The organism is Fulvivirga imtechensis AK7 (assembly GCF_000331535.1).
Lineage (GTDB): Bacteria > Bacteroidota > Bacteroidia > Cytophagales > Cyclobacteriaceae > Fulvivirga > Fulvivirga imtechensis.
This window is the reverse complement of record NZ_AMZN01000070.1, coordinates 85,024-100,652: the sequence shown is the minus strand read 5'-3', so window position 1 is coordinate 100,652 and position 15,629 is coordinate 85,024. Positions and strand designations below refer to the sequence as shown.

15 protein-coding genes are annotated in these 15,629 nt (G+C 41.9%); 5 read left to right on the top strand and 10 right to left on the bottom strand.

Features of this window, described 5'->3' with window-relative positions:
* Positions 1–34: 34 nt before the first annotated feature.
* From C900_RS20135 to C900_RS20120, 4 genes are all read right to left on the bottom strand, one after another.
* Positions 35–1,462 (bottom strand): redoxin domain-containing protein, encoded by a 1,428-nt coding sequence (locus C900_RS20135; RefSeq protein WP_009582035.1) that lies wholly within the window; start codon positions 1,460–1,462, stop codon positions 35–37.
* Positions 1,463–1,733: 271 nt separating this feature from the next.
* Complete coding sequence (locus tag C900_RS20130) at positions 1,734–2,366, bottom strand: sigma-70 family RNA polymerase sigma factor (RefSeq protein ID WP_009582033.1); 633 nt, start codon at positions 2,364–2,366, stop codon at positions 1,734–1,736.
* Positions 2,366–2,818 carry a DUF2231 domain-containing protein gene (locus tag C900_RS28735; protein ID WP_009582032.1) on the bottom strand — a complete coding sequence of 151 codons (453 nt, stop codon included), beginning with the start codon at positions 2,816–2,818 and terminating at the stop codon, positions 2,366–2,368. The genes C900_RS20130 and C900_RS28735 overlap by 1 nt, the downstream gene beginning before the upstream one ends.
* Positions 2,819–2,824: 6 nt before the next feature.
* Entirely contained in the window at positions 2,825–3,163 is a 339-nt protein-coding gene (locus C900_RS20120) for a hypothetical protein (protein WP_009582031.1), read from the bottom strand.
* Between the two features lie 454 nt (positions 3,164–3,617).
* On the opposite strand from C900_RS20120, the gene gldA reads away from it, so the two are divergent.
* The 5 genes from gldA (at position 3,618) to dnaN (ending at position 9,129) form a co-directional block, all read left to right on the top strand.
* A complete protein-coding gene (gene gldA / locus C900_RS20110; RefSeq protein ID WP_009582030.1) occupies positions 3,618–4,544 on the top strand; it encodes a gliding motility-associated ABC transporter ATP-binding subunit GldA in 927 nt (308 codons plus the stop codon).
* Positions 4,541–5,269, top strand: a complete 729-nt coding sequence (gldF, locus tag C900_RS20105; RefSeq protein ID WP_009582029.1) for a gliding motility-associated ABC transporter permease subunit GldF — start codon at positions 4,541–4,543, stop codon at positions 5,267–5,269. The genes gldA and gldF overlap by 4 nt, the downstream gene beginning before the upstream one ends.
* On the top strand, positions 5,263–6,954 hold the full coding sequence (gene gldG, locus C900_RS20100) for a gliding motility-associated ABC transporter substrate-binding protein GldG (protein WP_009582028.1): 1,692 nt from the start codon (positions 5,263–5,265) through the stop codon (positions 6,952–6,954). The genes gldF and gldG overlap by 7 nt, the downstream gene beginning before the upstream one ends.
* A gap of 5 nt (positions 6,955–6,959) precedes the next feature.
* Entirely contained in the window at positions 6,960–7,907 is a 948-nt protein-coding gene (locus C900_RS20095; protein ID WP_083867541.1) for a DUF4340 domain-containing protein, read from the top strand.
* Positions 7,908–8,004: 97 nt separating this feature from the next.
* Entirely contained in the window at positions 8,005–9,129 is a 1,125-nt protein-coding gene (gene dnaN / locus C900_RS20090; RefSeq protein ID WP_009582026.1) for a DNA polymerase III subunit beta, read from the top strand.
* A 41-nt stretch (positions 9,130–9,170) separates the two neighbouring features.
* On the opposite strand, the gene C900_RS20085 is transcribed toward dnaN, so the two are convergent.
* From C900_RS20085 to C900_RS20060, 6 genes are all read right to left on the bottom strand, one after another.
* Positions 9,171–10,262: a sensor histidine kinase gene (locus C900_RS20085; RefSeq protein WP_009582025.1), complete on the bottom strand. Its 1,092-nt coding sequence runs from the start codon at positions 10,260–10,262 to the stop codon at positions 9,171–9,173.
* 189 nt (positions 10,263–10,451) lie between these two features.
* Complete coding sequence (locus tag C900_RS20080) at positions 10,452–11,552, bottom strand: chorismate mutase (protein ID WP_009582024.1); 1,101 nt, start codon at positions 11,550–11,552, stop codon at positions 10,452–10,454.
* Between the two features lie 21 nt (positions 11,553–11,573).
* Positions 11,574–12,431, bottom strand: a complete 858-nt coding sequence (locus tag C900_RS20075) for a prephenate dehydrogenase (protein ID WP_009582023.1) — start codon at positions 12,429–12,431, stop codon at positions 11,574–11,576.
* A complete protein-coding gene (locus C900_RS20070) occupies positions 12,428–13,612 on the bottom strand; it encodes a pyridoxal phosphate-dependent aminotransferase (RefSeq protein ID WP_009582022.1) in 1,185 nt (394 codons plus the stop codon). Before C900_RS20070 ends, C900_RS20075 begins: the two co-directional genes overlap by 4 nt.
* Positions 13,613–13,614: 2 nt before the next feature.
* Positions 13,615–14,445 carry a prephenate dehydratase gene (locus C900_RS20065; RefSeq protein ID WP_009582021.1) on the bottom strand — a complete coding sequence of 277 codons (831 nt, stop codon included), beginning with the start codon at positions 14,443–14,445 and terminating at the stop codon, positions 13,615–13,617.
* A gap of 329 nt (positions 14,446–14,774) precedes the next feature.
* Positions 14,775–15,593: a mechanosensitive ion channel family protein gene (locus C900_RS20060; RefSeq protein ID WP_009582020.1), complete on the bottom strand. Its 819-nt coding sequence runs from the start codon at positions 15,591–15,593 to the stop codon at positions 14,775–14,777.
* Between the last annotated feature and the right edge of the window lie 36 nt (positions 15,594–15,629).

Sequence of the window (15,629 nt, the reverse complement as noted above, 5' to 3'; positions counted from 1 at the left end):
AAAACGGGTGTTGGCCCTGAAAGGTTATGGTTTATTATTCTTCTTTTCTCCTGGCCTCCATCTCTTCATATCTTGTTAGGAAATCTTCCAGCCTTTCAGCAGGTATTTTCTTGGCAATAATGGTCTTTCTGTTGTCAAGTACATAGATAGTTGGAGTGGTGAATGCATCATAAAGCTTTTGATAATGCTCAGTGTAGGTTCTCGGGCCGTTCACTGTTATCCATTTGCTCATATTCATGTCATTAATGTACTTCTTCATCTTGGCCATTGAAGTATCTGCAGACACCGCATAGATGCCAACGTCAAACGTAGTTTTGTCAGCGAAGTCACTCAGCTTCGGGGTTTCCTTTTTGCAGTGACCGCAATCGGGATCATAAAAATAGATGATGGTATATTTATTTTTCAGATCGTGTAGTGATTGCGCTCTCAGGTTCTCGTCAAGCATGATCAGATTAGGGGCCTTTTTGCCTACCAGGCTTAGTCGCAATTGATCGGCTCTTTCTTTCAGGTTGTTTTTCAATTGCTCATTGGCCCAGTAGTCCATCTCACCGCTGGCGAAATATTTGTCGTACAGGTTAACAAATACCTCATCCAGCCCCATGATCTCAGGGTTTTGGTATTTGATCGTTGCTGTCCAAACCAGGTATTTATAGGTGTCTTTACTGCTCTTGGCTTTGTCTGCCAATTGAAAAATAGCCTTTGTCAGTGTGTCCGGGTGCTGGATAAGTAGTCTGTCCAGGTAATCTTCCACTTTTTTTCTGTACATAGGCTCCGAAAGCCTTAGCATGGCTGGATCGGAAAGATCAAAGTTGTCCCAATAATGAGCCTTATAGTAGCGGTAGCTAAAGGTGGAATCCACCTTTCCACCGGGAAGAAGTGGCGCCTCAGGGATATCAATACGCTTGTTGGCTCTTATAACCTTAGCCATCAGGCTTTTCGGGCGTTCTTTCAGAATACCTTCCTGGTAAGCAATGACCTTTTGGTTGATCTTTTCGAGATTTTCTTTGGCAGCGGCTTTCGCAGCTTCTGTGCTGGTACTGTCTCTAAGCACCGTTACAAAAGGCTGAGCTTCTTCATTTCTGGCGCTGTTAAATAGCAGGTTTTTAAAAAACACTTCATTTTCTGCGTCCCCTGTCACTTTCATATTTGGTACATATTCCGGGTGAGTGGTTGTCATGCTGAAATGCTGATCATCGCTCACCATGATATCGAAAAGGCGCGTTTTATTTAATACCAGGAAATAGACGCCCTCTTCCAGCTTTTTTGTACCTGAAAAGGAAAATTCACCTTTACTATTGACGTGGGCAGTATCCTTTACATAAGTGCTTTCACCAAAAAAATTACCCAGATAGACAGTAGTATCAGAAAGACCCTCAACTTTAAAATCTATATTATAACCTTCCTGGGCCTGGGCAAAAGTGAAAAGCAGTAGTGCTGAATATAAAGTCAGAAGCTTTTTCATGAGTCCTATTTTTTCAAAACAATCACAAAAATTATAAACATCTAATTATAGCACAAAAGTTCTGACGAAAAGTTTTACTGTTAACCGTTTTGTGTTTGAAGTTTGATGTTTGGAGTTTCGGTTCTAAAATAACGATTTATTCGTTGGGAAGCTTCTTTAGAAATTCTTCTGTTCTTGCCATTATACTGAGTTTGTTTTTAACCCCGTAAAACGGTCAACTTATTTCCGTCACTCAACAAACAAATAACCATTAATCAATAACCAATAATAATCACCTAATCATCTTCATCATAGCCTGGGTTAATTTTTCGCATCGTTTGCCGAGGAAGGAAAATGCTTCAATGGTGCCGGTCTGTTTCAGGATCTCATCTTTGAGAAGTTGCTTGGCCCGGTGAAATCGAACTTTTACATTTTCTGTGGTCAGCCCGAGGTATTCGGCCGTGTCGAGAGTGGAATATTCGTTTAGGGCTCTGAAAATATATACTGCACGGTATTTTTCCGGCAGCGTGAGGATTGCTTTTTCGAGGATCTCTTTCATTTCGGTGGTAATTAATGCTTGTGCGCCATCCGGCTCGTAAGTTTCGAGGTAGTCGTGGTTTTGCTGTGGTTCCTGGCGCTCATTTTTTCTGATAAGCAACAGGCATTCATTGATCATGATCCTGATCAGCCAGGTGGAAAATGTTGATTCGGCACGAAAAGACGGTAATTTTTCATATGCCTTGAGATATGCAGATTGCATAGCATCCTGTACGTCATGCTCGTCTTTCAGGTATGCTACTCCAATGCGAAATAGTTGCTGGTTAAACCTGCGTATCAGAAGCTCAAATTCATGCTTGCTCCCATTAACTATCCTACGAATAATTGCATTGTCGGAGCTTTCCTGTAAAATATCAACTTCTTTCACTATTGCCTCCCGTTACTTTTCTTTTTAATCAAATGCTTCAATACCAGCTCACCACCGAAATAATTGCCAATGAACATTGACATTACCAAAACTGTTTTTGTTACCACCACACCTGTAGCGGGATATTCAAGATAGGGATAATTCTCCAGAAAGGCCAAGCCTGTATATATCATGATCACTATGATCTGAATACCCCCGTGGATCAGGCCTTTGCCTATTACTTTTTGATCTTCTTTGGCATCGTTACCTTTCCATGTTATCAGATCAATAGTACCTGTAATGACTGCAAGCCAGCCAAACACAACAGCGCCGGCCAGCGCATAAAAACCTGCGAATAGAAATGTGCGGTCATCCGTTCTTAAAGCCAATATACTACAGAAAAGATCCATAGGTAGCAGTCCCACAGGGAAGTGAACCAGCATCAGGTGCAGTGGATGTTTTTTGATATACATTTATAGTTACATCAAAACGAATAACAGCAATAAAGTAAAGGCCGTTACAGCGGCAAGAGCATGAATGATAACAACTGGCTTTGGACCTGGTTTTTTCTTCATGTCATTTGCAAAAAGGTAAAATCCTCCCAATGCGGCTATCACAAAAATAATCAGGCTTACCTGGGGATAATTTGTGGGATTTTGCAGCGCGTAAAGCACCAGTAATACGAGCCCAATTGCTGCGATAGCACCATGCGCATAGACAGCGGGCTTGGGTGTCTCTTTACCTTTAAAAATAGCAGCCGCAATGATCAATCCTAAGACAGCGGCCAGAGCAAACAGGACAATACTTCCGTATATCATAGTTTTATAGGTTTGTTTGCCATTGGATACACCATGAAGTAAAAGGTTACAATTTTTTTAAAATTAGCTAAGAATCACTAAGGAAACTTTTTTGGTTGCTATGCCTCTCCGCCGGGTTTGCCTCAGAGCTTGCCCCAGGGAAGGAATTGCAGCGATTTTCTATTATTACATACCTACGGAAAGGAGAATGGAGGTAAATTGTGAGAAAACGCCAACGCTCGCCCCAAATATGCTCATTCCGACAACTGTAACAACTGTACGGGACTCCGCTTTTTGGCCCTTCGCAAGCCTTGACCTTGACATTTTCTTAAAGCCACTTAGAGTTTTCTTACAAACACGAATTAGTACCTTGGAGGACTTAAAACGTAGAATTGCGAACCCTAGTAAATGGAGAACTAAAAAAAACTTTGCCATACTGACATCATCTTAATAGTTTTGTCGTTCAATTAGTGCTATGTCGATACAGGTCAAAAATCTTACAAAGGTATTTGGTACACAAAAGGCCATCGATAATATATCATTTAATGTTCAGGAAGGCGAGATCCTGGGGTTCCTCGGGCCCAACGGTGCGGGTAAGTCCACCACAATGAAAATTGCTACCTGTTACTTACCCCCTGATGAAGGCGTGGTAGAGGTAAGTGGCTATAATGTGGTGGAGCAATCAAAAGAAGTTCGAAAAACCATTGGTTACCTGCCGGAGCATAACCCTCTTTACCTGGAAATGTACGTAAGGGAGTATCTTCGGTTTATAGGAAAGCTGCATGGGCTAAAAGGCGGTAAGCTTAAAGGAAGGATTGGTGAGATGATCGAGCTTTGTGGCCTTACCCGGGAGCAGAATAAGAGGATAGAGGCCCTCTCCAAGGGGTATCGTCAGCGGGTTGGGTTGGCTCAGTCTCTTATCCATGACCCACAGGTGCTGATTTTGGATGAGCCTACCACAGGTTTAGACCCTAACCAGATCATTGAGATCAGGAGCCTGATTAAAAGTATCAGTAAGAACAAGACCGTGATCTTTTCAACGCACATCATGCAGGAAGTACAGGCATTGTGTGACAGGGTAGTAGTGATCAACAAGGGTAAAATAGTGGCTGACGATGCCATCGACCAACTGAAAACTTCACAAACCAAAGTGGCTATAATCAGTGCTGAATTTGCGGAGGCGATTGATATTGCCAGGCTTAAGGTCATCGAAGGTATCCTTACAGTGGAATCGCAGCCAAAAAATAAATATTTAATAAAAGCGCATGCAGAGGCCGATGTGCGCCCGGCTATCTTTAAATATGCCTCAGATAATAACTATACATTGCTAGGGCTGCAACAGCAGGAAATAACCATGGAGAACATCTTTCATGAGCTTACAAAACAGGGAGGAGATCAATGATCCAGGTATTTATTAAAGAGCTGAACAGCTTTCTGGACTCTCTTATTGCATATATTGTTATTGCCGTGTTTCTTACAGGCATTGGCCTGTTGATGTGGGTGTTTCCGGAAACATCAGTATTAGAGTATGGCTATGCCGATATGGAGACCTTGTTTAGACTAGGTCCATATGTATTTATGTTTTTGATACCAGCTATCACCATGCGTATGTTTGCCGAGGAAAAAAAGTCGGGCACCATAGAGCTTCTATTGACCAAACCGCTTTCCGATTGGCAGATTATCCTTGGGAAATATTTTTCAGGGGTTAGTTTGGTGATTTTTTCTATTGTACCTACCCTGATCTACTATTGGTCTGTTTACCAGCTTGGGAACCCTATAGGTAATATTGATACAGCCGGTGTTATGGGTTCCTACATTGGATTACTGCTTTTAGGGGGCGTTTTTACTTCCATAGGTATTTTCGCTTCTGCTATTAGTACCAATCAGATCGTATCATTTATAGTGGCTGTGTTTTTATGCTTTATCACTTATTCAGGATTTGAATCGATCGCTTCTATCAACGATTGGGGTGTTTTTTCAGCCTTTCTGGAACAGCTTGGTATCATCTATCATTATAACTCACTGAGCAAGGGGTTGATCGATACACGGGATGTTATTTATTTTCTGAGTGTGATCATACTCATGCTGTTGTTGACAAAATTAATTCTAAGCAGTAGAAAATGGTAAATCTGCACAGTAGAAAATTAGAGGCATTTCTTCGCTTTTTTATTGGCTTGGTATTAATAGTACTGATCAATATACTAGCGTCCTCATTTTTTTTCAGGGTGGACCTGACCGAGGAGGGGAGGTACTCTATTAAAGAGCCCACAAAAGAAATGTTACGCGACCTGGATGACGTTGTATATGTAGAAATATTTCTGGCGGGTGAGCTGAATTCCGGTTTCAAAAGATTACAGCGATCTATCAGGGAAACCCTCGAGGAATTTAGGGTTTATTCAGGGGATAATATCCAATACACCTTTAATGATCCGGGTGCAGCTATGAGTGAAAAGGCTCGTGGTGAATTCATGCGAGGATTAATGGCAAAGGGTATCCAGCCCACGAATATTATTGACGAGAGGAATGGTGAGCGTGTTGAAAAGCTGATCTTCCCAGGGGCTATTGTGTCCTACGGAGGGGCGGAGGCGGGTGTGATGCTCCTCAAGGGTAACCAGGCTGCCACCGCTGAGGAGAAGCTCAATCAGTCGATAGAGGGTATTGAATACGAGCTGGCATCAGCCATTAGAAGTCTTACAGAATTACAACGCAAGAAAATCGCCATTATACGAGGGCATAGCGAGCTTGATTCCCTTGAAATGGCCGGCTTTACAGCAGCTTTGGCCCAGACGTATGATCTGGGTAAGGAAAATCTTAAGCAACACATCGAAGGATATGACGCTATTATTATTGCCAAGCCTGAAACCCCCTTCACAGAGATAGAAAAATACTATCTGGATCAATACTTAATGAATGGAGGAAAAGCCCTGTTATTGCTGGACAAACTTCAGGCAGATATGGATAGCGCCTCACTTGCTTTCAATTACGCATTTCCTTACGAAATTAATCTTGACGATCAACTATTTAAATATGGGATAAGGTTCAACAACAATCTTATCCAGGACAACAGTGCGGCAGGGTACCCTGTTGTAGTGGGCAACATTGGCAATCAACCCCAGATCAAGCTGCAACCCTGGCCTTTTTATCCCATAATTAATCATCATTCTGATCATGCCATTACGCGGAATATGGGAGCCGTACTATTACGATTCGCCAGCACGATGGATACGGTGAAAGCCAGGGGAGTAAGAAAGACGCCACTCATGTTCACTTCGCAATATTCGCGATCAGTAACAGCGCCTGTTAATGTGTCTGTTCAGGACCTGAGGAAGAACCTGTCACCGGAAATGCTGAACAAAAAACATTTGCCGGTAAGCTTTTTATTGGAAGGCAGATTTGAATCTCTATATAAAAACAGGTTTAAGCCAGAGGGTGTTGATGAAAGACCCTTTAAGGCAGAGGCAGTTGAGGGCGCCAAGCTTTTGGTGGTCAGCGATGGAGATATCGCCCGCAACGAGATCAACGCTAGAACGGGAAATCCTCAGCCCCTGGGATTCTATCCTTTTACTCAAAATACATTTGCCAACCAGGATTTTCTGATCAATGCGATCACTTATTTGGTGGACGATGCGGGTCTGATCACGGCCAGAAATAAAGAGATTAAATTAAGGCCTCTGGATAAGGTAGAGGTGAGCCGCGATAAAACAAAATGGCAACTGATAAATCTGGTATTGCCAGTACTGTTGCTTGTGGTTTATGGAGCGATCAGATATTACCTGAGAAAGAGAAAGTACACTGGTTTTGAAACGAATTAAAGGGTATGCAAAGAAGTAGAAATATTAAGCTTTTAGGCTTACTAGTTGCTTTAATATTGGCCACAATGTTGGCCTGGTTAGCAACTCGCCCGGAAGACAAACTGAAGATCAGTCGCAGCATCTTTGCCTATGAAAATCCCTCAGCAATAAATAGAGTTACCTTTACAGGAAACAATGATACCGTAGAGCTTATTTACAACGGCAGGCAATGGAAAGTCAATGGGCAGTATGAAGCCGACCCTCAAAGAATTAGTGTCCTGTTTGCTATTCTCAAACAAATGAGGGTGAGAAGGAGGGTGGCTAAACAGCAGCAAGGAGTTATCGTTGAGCGTTTTAAAAATGATGGTATGGAAGTAGCGTTTTTTGAGGGAGATGATAAAGTGCATGATTTTTATGTTTATGGAGAGGAGGAGAGTCGACTGACCTATGTTGCCGAGTCACCGGAGTCGCCTGCATATATTGTAGAGATACCAGGATATAGAAGCTATTTGGCGGGCATATACCAGCTAGACAAAAACGGATGGAGAAATCCCGTGGCATTCGATATCAACTGGGCCAATCTGCAAAGTGTGAAGGTGATCTATCCTGGTAGGGAGGAGAATAGCTTTGACGTAGTCTATGGTAATTCATTTTATAAGATTAGTCAGTTAACAGCAACTGACACGACTAAGCTTACTGACTTCCTGGATGACGTTTCCCTTTTATACGTCAATGACTATCTTAATGAAGATGAGGAAGAGCAGTATAGTCAAATTATTAAAGCCATACCCCAGGCGTCTGTACAGGTGACAGATGTTGCCGGCAGAATACATACCCTGGAGGTTTATGATGTTTTGCCAGACAACCGGCAGATCATGGGCAGAATCGACTCAACGGACTATGTGATTCTTAATTTGAATGAAACAAGGAAAATACTCCGGCCTAAAAGCTTTTTTGAAAAAAAGAAAGAATAAAAACAACTGATATTAAATTGCATCGCGTTTCCTAAAAATGATTTTCTTTTTAACTTTACCGAGTTTTAAACTTAACCATACGTAATCATTATCTATAATGAAATTTATTGTCTCTTCATCCGCACTTTTAAAACAACTTTCGAGTATTAATGGTGTGATCACCACTAACCCGGTGGTGCCTATATTGGAAAATTTCCTATTCGAGATCAATGATGGAGTGTTAGTAGTGACCGCTTCTGATCTACAAACCTCGATGATCACTGAATTGGAGGTAGAGTCAAAAGAGAGTGGCAGTATTGCGGTGCCTGCAAGAATTTTGCTTGAAACATTGAAAAATTTACCCGAACAGCCTGTGACCTTCACTATAGATGAAGAGACCTATAGTGTGGAGATCAGCTCTGACAATGGTAGATATAAGTTGGCAGGTGAAAATGCTACCGACTTCCCAAAAGTACCTGCAGTTTCTGATGATTTTTCAGTGGGCATGTCCACAGATGTACTGAGCAGCGCTATCAACAATACTATTTTTGCTACAAGCAATGACGAATTAAGGCCTGCCATGACAGGGGTGTACATGAACCTGACTGACACTAATACTACTTTTGTTTCTACTGACGGCCATCGATTGATCAGGTACAGAAGGGTAGATGTAGCTTCCGACAATGGTAATGCCATCATCATACCTCGAAAAGCCCTGAACCTTCTGAAATCCACATTGCCTTCGGAGAATATCGAGGTTACCGTGGAATTTAATGTATCGAATGCTTTCTTCAGGTTTGGGAATATTAAAATGATCTGTCGACTGATCGATGAGCGTTTCCCTGATTATGAGAATGTTATCCCTACAGATAACACAAACACGATGACCATCGACCGCTCCGAGTTTTTGAGTTCTTTGAGAAGGATAGCCATCTACGCCAACAAAACCACACACCAGGTAAGGCTGAAGATCACCGGTAGTGAGCTTCAGATCTCCGCTGAGGATCTGGATTTTGCCAATGAGGCTAATGAAAGACTTTCTTGCGAACATGACGGAGGCGACATTGAGATCGGATTTAACGCTAAGTTTTTAATAGAAATGCTTAACAACGTAGATTCCGATAAAGTGGAACTACGACTGTCAGAGCCTAACAAAGCCGGGCTGTTGTTGCCAACTGAAAAGGACGACAACGAAGATATTCTGATGCTTGTAATGCCGGTAATGCTTAATAATTACGTGTAGGATCAAGCGGCTTCCGGCCGCTTTTACCTTTTTTACCTTTTTTACCTTTTTGCACGTTTTGGTTTCATTGGGAGCAGGATAGTAAATGTTGTGCCGACATTTTCCTTGCTTTCAACATGTATTTTTCCATTGTGTAGTTCTAATATTCTCTTGGTAATAATCAAACCTAATCCCGTAGATGGTTCCCCTTGCAAGCCAGGGCGTCTTACCGAGGTGATCTCATTAAACAAACGTCTCTGAATTTCTTTGGGAATACCAATCCCGCTGTCAACTACACTAATTTCATAAGCATTCTTTGCTTTTGTGAGCTTTATGTTGATCGATCCTCCGGGCGGGGTAAACTTAATTGCATTTGAAGTGAGATTCTTGATCGATTGACTGAAAAGAGATTTGTTGATAGGGTAAATTGATTCTTTTTTCGGAGTATTTACCTTCAACTCAAGGTGCTTGGCCTCTATTTCCATGTCAAATACTGCTACAGCTTCCCTGACAATTTGATTTAAGTCTTCTGTTGTAGTAATTGCTATTTCGCCACTATAATTCAGCACAGCCAGTTGAAGGAAATTCTGGAGCAGTTCATGTGCACTATAAGATATCTCTTTGAGTTTATCAGCATACTTATGAATGTTTTCTATATCGACACTCTTCTCATTGAGGATCAGATCAGCCAGCAATGTTATCTTAGTGAACGGCTGACGCAGATCATGAGAAATAAGTTGGATGATATTGTCGAAATTTTCATTTTCTCCCTCAAGATCTTTGATGCGATCTTTTTTTGCGGTGATATCTACTATGTGACCAACGATAAGTTCGACTTTTTCTTTTTCTTCTTCAACCGGAAAGGTTTTGATCTCTATCCATTTAACGTCTTTCAAAAGAGGACTAGTCTTTAATTCCACCCGGTTGGTGTAGTCGTTCTCAGCAGTTAGAGAACGGAGAAATTTTTCGTAATCCTCAAGGTACTGCAGGTCAATGAATGGTTTTAGGTCTTTTGCTTCCCGATCAAGATAACTATCGGCAGCCAACTCGTAAAATTTAGGACTCACATAAATGATTTTGCCTTTTTTTATATCCCATATAAAGAAAAATACCGGAACGGTTTGAGTAATGATTTTATGTGGGTCTTTATACATGTATCTGCTGATTAGGCGGCAGGAATACCCCAACCTACAAAGTGAACAATGATGTCAGATTTTTGTTTGATGCGCTTGGAGTCGGTGGTACTTAAACAGTTGTGAACCCGGAAATAATCAAAAATAAAAAAGCCATCAGATTCCGATGGCTTTTACGTTCATAGTATTAAATTAAATGATCTCTGTATTTCAGACTTTAACCTTTTCGTTCATCACTTTTGTCTGCTGGCTGATTGATTCCTTATGAATAATTTTCAGCAAGCCATCAGTAAACTCTTCGCTCAGGCCGAGGGCAGCAGAAAGGCCTTTACGTTGACGGATTACTTTGTCCCACCTGTCTACCTGAAGGATTGTTACCTGATTATCTCTTTTGTACTTTCCGATCTCAACCGCTATTTTCATCCTTTTGCCGAGCTTATGAAAGATCTCTTCATCTATTTCATCGATCTTGTTTCGTAGTTCATCCAGATGCGTTGTGAAATCAGGGTTTTCCGTGGTCTTATTACGAATGATAAGTTCTCCAAGTATCCTGTTAAGTGAGGCGGGAGTCACTTGTTGTTTGGCATCACTCCATGCATCGTCAGGTGACACATGGCTTTCGATCATCAGGCCATCCATTTCCAGGTCCAGTGCCTTTTGAGATATCATACCCAATAGTTCGCGGCTGCCGCCAATGTGGCTTGGATCACACACAATGGGCAATTCGGGGAATAGCCGCTTTAGCTCGATAGGAAATTCCCATTTGGGTATGTTGCGGTATGAAGTCTTTTCGAAAGATGAAAACCCTCTATGAATAGCTCCTAGCCTTGTTACTCCCGCCTGGTTGATCCTCTCCAACGCGCCAATCCACAGGTCGAGGTCAGGATTGAGGGGATTTTTGACCATCACAGGAATATCAACACCTTTAAGTACATCGGCTATTTCCTGAACTGAGAACGGGTTCACAGTTGTTCTCGCACCTATCCAAAGTACGTCAATACCATGCTTTAGCGCTTCTTCGGTATGTTTTGCATTCGCCACCTCTGTGGTCACTGGAAGTCCGGTTTGTCGACCTGCCTCCTTTAGCCATACAAGTCCTTCTTCACCTACACCTTCGAAGGAATTTGGCCTGGTGCGAGGCTTCCATATACCTGCCCGTAACATGTGGACACGCCCTGTGGCCGCCAGAGACTCAGCCGTAGATATTAATTGTTCCTCTGTCTCGGCACTGCAAGGCCCGCTTATTATCGCTGGTCCGCCAGCCTTGCGCAGCCACGATAAATCATTGGATAGATTAAGTTCTTTTTTCATCGTTAATTATTATTAGAGTTTTCAATCTTTTACTTTACCATCAAGAATTCTTCTTATATCGTTGGCCTTAGCCATGAGCTGATGAATGTCTTCTGTTTTATTGTGTTTTATAAACGTTTTAAAATCATGCAACTGATCAATGTATCCGTCCAGAGCCCTTTCCAGGTATTCAGAGTTATGTTGGAATATTGGCTTCCACATATCAGGTGAGCTCTTGGCTAATCTCACCGTAGAGCTGAATCCCGAGCCTGCCATATCAAATATGTTTTCTTCACTCTCCTCAATTCTGAGTACGGTTAATGCCAGAGCAAATGAGCTGATATGTGATAAGTGCGAAACATATGCGATGTGCTTGTCATGTTCATCGGCCTCCATGTATTTTATGTTCATTCCCAGGGCCTGATACAGACCCTCGATCATTTCCAGGGCATCATCATCTGTTTCTTCCCTGTTGCATATAATGCCTGTTTTGTTTAGGAACAGGTTTTCGATAGCTGCTGTTGGGCCACTATTTTCTGTGCCGGCTATGGGATGCCCCGCTACGAACCGGCCCCTGTTCTTGTGGACGGAAACGGCTTTGCATATTCCGGATTTGGTAGAGCCCACATCAGTTACTACCTGATGATCATTGATTTGATCCAGTACCTCAACCACCACATTTCTGGCAGCATCAACGGGTATTGAGATAATGATCAGATCAGTTTTTTTGATCATTTCGGTGAGACTGGTGATCTCATCTACCAGCCCAAGTTCCAGCGCTTCTTTACAATGCTCAGGGTTAAGATCCGTGCCGTAGATCTTGCTGATACTCCCCACATGGCGGAGATCTTTTACTATACTGCCCCCGATCAGGCCAATGCCCACAACTCCTGCTTTCATACCGCCTGACGTTCTTTTTGTAGTACAAATGTCTTAACCCTGGAGATGGCGATATCAAGTATTTCCTCATTGTTGCAAAGCGAAGCCCTCAAATACCTTTCTCCGTTCTTTCCAAATATTTTGCCTGGGGTTATGAAAATTTGTGCTTTGAATATTAAGTCATCCACTAAAACTTCCACATCGGCAATGTCTTCCGGAATACGAGCCCAAACAAATAGCCCTGTTTGATGAACATTGCAGGTGCATCCCAACCAATCGAACAGCTCAAAAACCTTTTGCTGTCTTTTTCTATAGACCGTATTAAGGTTGGCATACCAGTCATCGCCAAGTTGCAGGGCTTTGGAAGCAGCCACCTGCAAAGGATAGAACATTCCTGAATCAGCATTTGATTTAATACTTAATACTGTGTCGATGTAGGTGCTTTTTCCGCACACCCAGCCCAATCTCCATCCGGCCATGTTATGTGATTTGCTAAGCGAGTTCAACTCTAGCGCTACGTCTTCTGCACCCGGGATCTGGAATATACTGAATGGCTCCTCTACAAGTATTCTGCTGTAGGGGTTGTCGTTGACAATCAGAAACTGGTATTTCTTTGCCAGTGCAACCAGCTCCTTCATTATCTCCATATCAGGCTGCACCCCTGTAGGCATATTTGGGAAATTCACCCACATTAGCTTAGCCTTATCCAGATCCATTTGCTTCAGACTTTCAATGTCTATCTGGAAATTATTCTTTTCCTCGAGATGATATACTTCAATGTTAGCGTGGGCTAATTCTGAAACTGACCGGTAGGTAGGGTACCCCGGATCAGGTACCAGTACAGTATCGTCAGGGTTGATAAAAGCCTGTGTGATATGTGTGATCCCTTCCTTAGAACCCATGAGAGGCAATATTTCCCTGCCAAAGTCCAGCGAGACCCTGTATGTAGCCATGTAATAATCAGCAATAGCTTTTCTAAGCTCATCAATGCCTTTATAGCTTTGATAGCCATGGATATTCTGTTTGAAAACATCATTCGTCAATGCTTGTAATACGACCTCGTGAGGCGCCAGGTCCGGGCTGCCAATAGCCAGATTAAGGATGTTCATGCCATTGTCGTTAAGCTCTTTTATTTGGCGAAGCTTTGACGAGAAGTAGTACTCCTTAACACTGTTGAGTCTGTTTGCTTTACTGATGATCATGGTTATTCGTTTAATCCAAAAAATGCTTTTTTATATTCTCCGAGAAGGTGGAGGCTCAATGCTTTATCCTCCACTTCCTCCATTGTTTTTTCATAGCGGCTATAGTCTTCCCATTCAAAATCGATGTGAAAATGATATTCGTATGGCTTACCTATAACGGGTACACTCTGTATCTTAGTCAGATTAGCGCCATTGGCTTTGAAAATAGTCAATATGTCGGCCAATGTACCTGGCTCATGTCCAAGCTGTAAGCTGATAGATGCTTTATTATTTGAATTATCTTTTACCGGAACGCGGCTTAAAGCCAAAAACCTGGTGAAGTTTTGTTTATTGGTTTCTATGCCGGCCCTCTTTATTTCAAGACCATACAACCTCGCACATCTGTCAGCCGCTATTACGGCTTTTGTGGTATCTCCTGATATGCCAAGGTCTCTGGCGCTTTCTGCTGTGTCATTTGATTCTCTCAGTACAGCATGGCTGAGCTGTTCATATAAAAATTCTTTACATTGCTGCAGTGCTATGGGATGAGATTCTACTGTTTTAATATTCTTAAGAGCCACCCCGGGTAGTGTCAGCAGGTTCATTTTTATATTAAGGTATACCTCGCCAATGACGTGGAACCTGTAATCTCTGATAAGCGAATAATTGCCCAGGATACTCCCCGCTATGGTATTTTCTATAGCCATAACAGCATGATCTACTTTTCCATCCTTCAGCGCATCGCAAAGGCTTTTAAAGGTCAGGCATTCAACAATGGAAATATCATTGTCAAAATGTTTTTTGGCTGCTACTTCATGGAATGCACCTCTAATACCTTGTATTGCAACTTTCATATTATTCTAATTCGGTTCGGAACATTGGCAAAAAAAAAGCCCTTCTGAATTTCAGAAGGGCTTTTGATGTGCGATATGTTCTTAAAGTTTACATATTCCTCCAGCCCTTCTTTCTGGTATAAAAAAAGAAATAGCTAAAGTATATGGTAAACGTATTGTTCATTTTTTGCTTTTTGTTAAGACAAATGTAGCAACATTAGTTTCTTATTTCCAAGCGAAAAATGAAAAAATAAAATTAATAGAACCTATTAAAATAATGCAATCGTTTGAAATAACCGTATTTTATTATGCTTATAGATGATTAATGAAATTAAAATTTCATGACTTGACTACTTTTCATTATAGATGTGAACATCTCTTTGAGGAAATGGAATACTGATGCCATGTTTGTCGAATTCAAGCTTCACATTCTCATGGAAATCCCAGTAAAGGACCCAATAGTCTGCTCTGTTGACCCAGGGTCTTACATTAAAGTTTACGGAGCTATCGCCCAGACTGGAAACGGCTACAATAGGGGCAGGCTCCTGTAGTACCCTCTCATCTTTTTTAACCAGACTTTCCAGTATGTCTTTTGCTTTCTTTATATCATCACCATAGCTGATGCCGAAAACCATATCCACTCTCCTGGTGTCGTTTGCGGAAAAGTTCTTAATAGCGCTATTGGATAGAGTTCCATTAGGTACAATGATTTGGACGTTATCAGGTGTGGACAGTATCGTATTAAAGATCCTTATTTCCCTGACGGTACCAGCGTGTCCTGCTCCCTCGATATAATCCCCTACTTTGAATGGTTTGATCGTAAGTAGTACCACACCCCCCGCAAAATTTTGTAAGGTGCCCTGTAGTGCAAGACCGACTGCGAGACCAGCAGCTCCAAGCATGGCAATAAAGGATGTCATTTGCACACCAAGGGTAGTTAATACACTTAATACCAATAAAACAATCAGGAGATTGTGAAAAAGGTTGTGCAGAAATGGCTTGAGCGAGGCGTCTACTTTTATTCTTTCAAGAAACCGGTTAAAACTGCTGTCCAGAAATCTGATTACCTGAATTCCTACTACGAGAATAAGGATGCTTTTAAGTAACATAAAGCTTACCTCAGCACCCTGGGTGACTAGAAATAGTTTGATCTGTTCAAAATATTCCATTTACTGATTGTGTTGATAGTTAATGAACATCGTAAA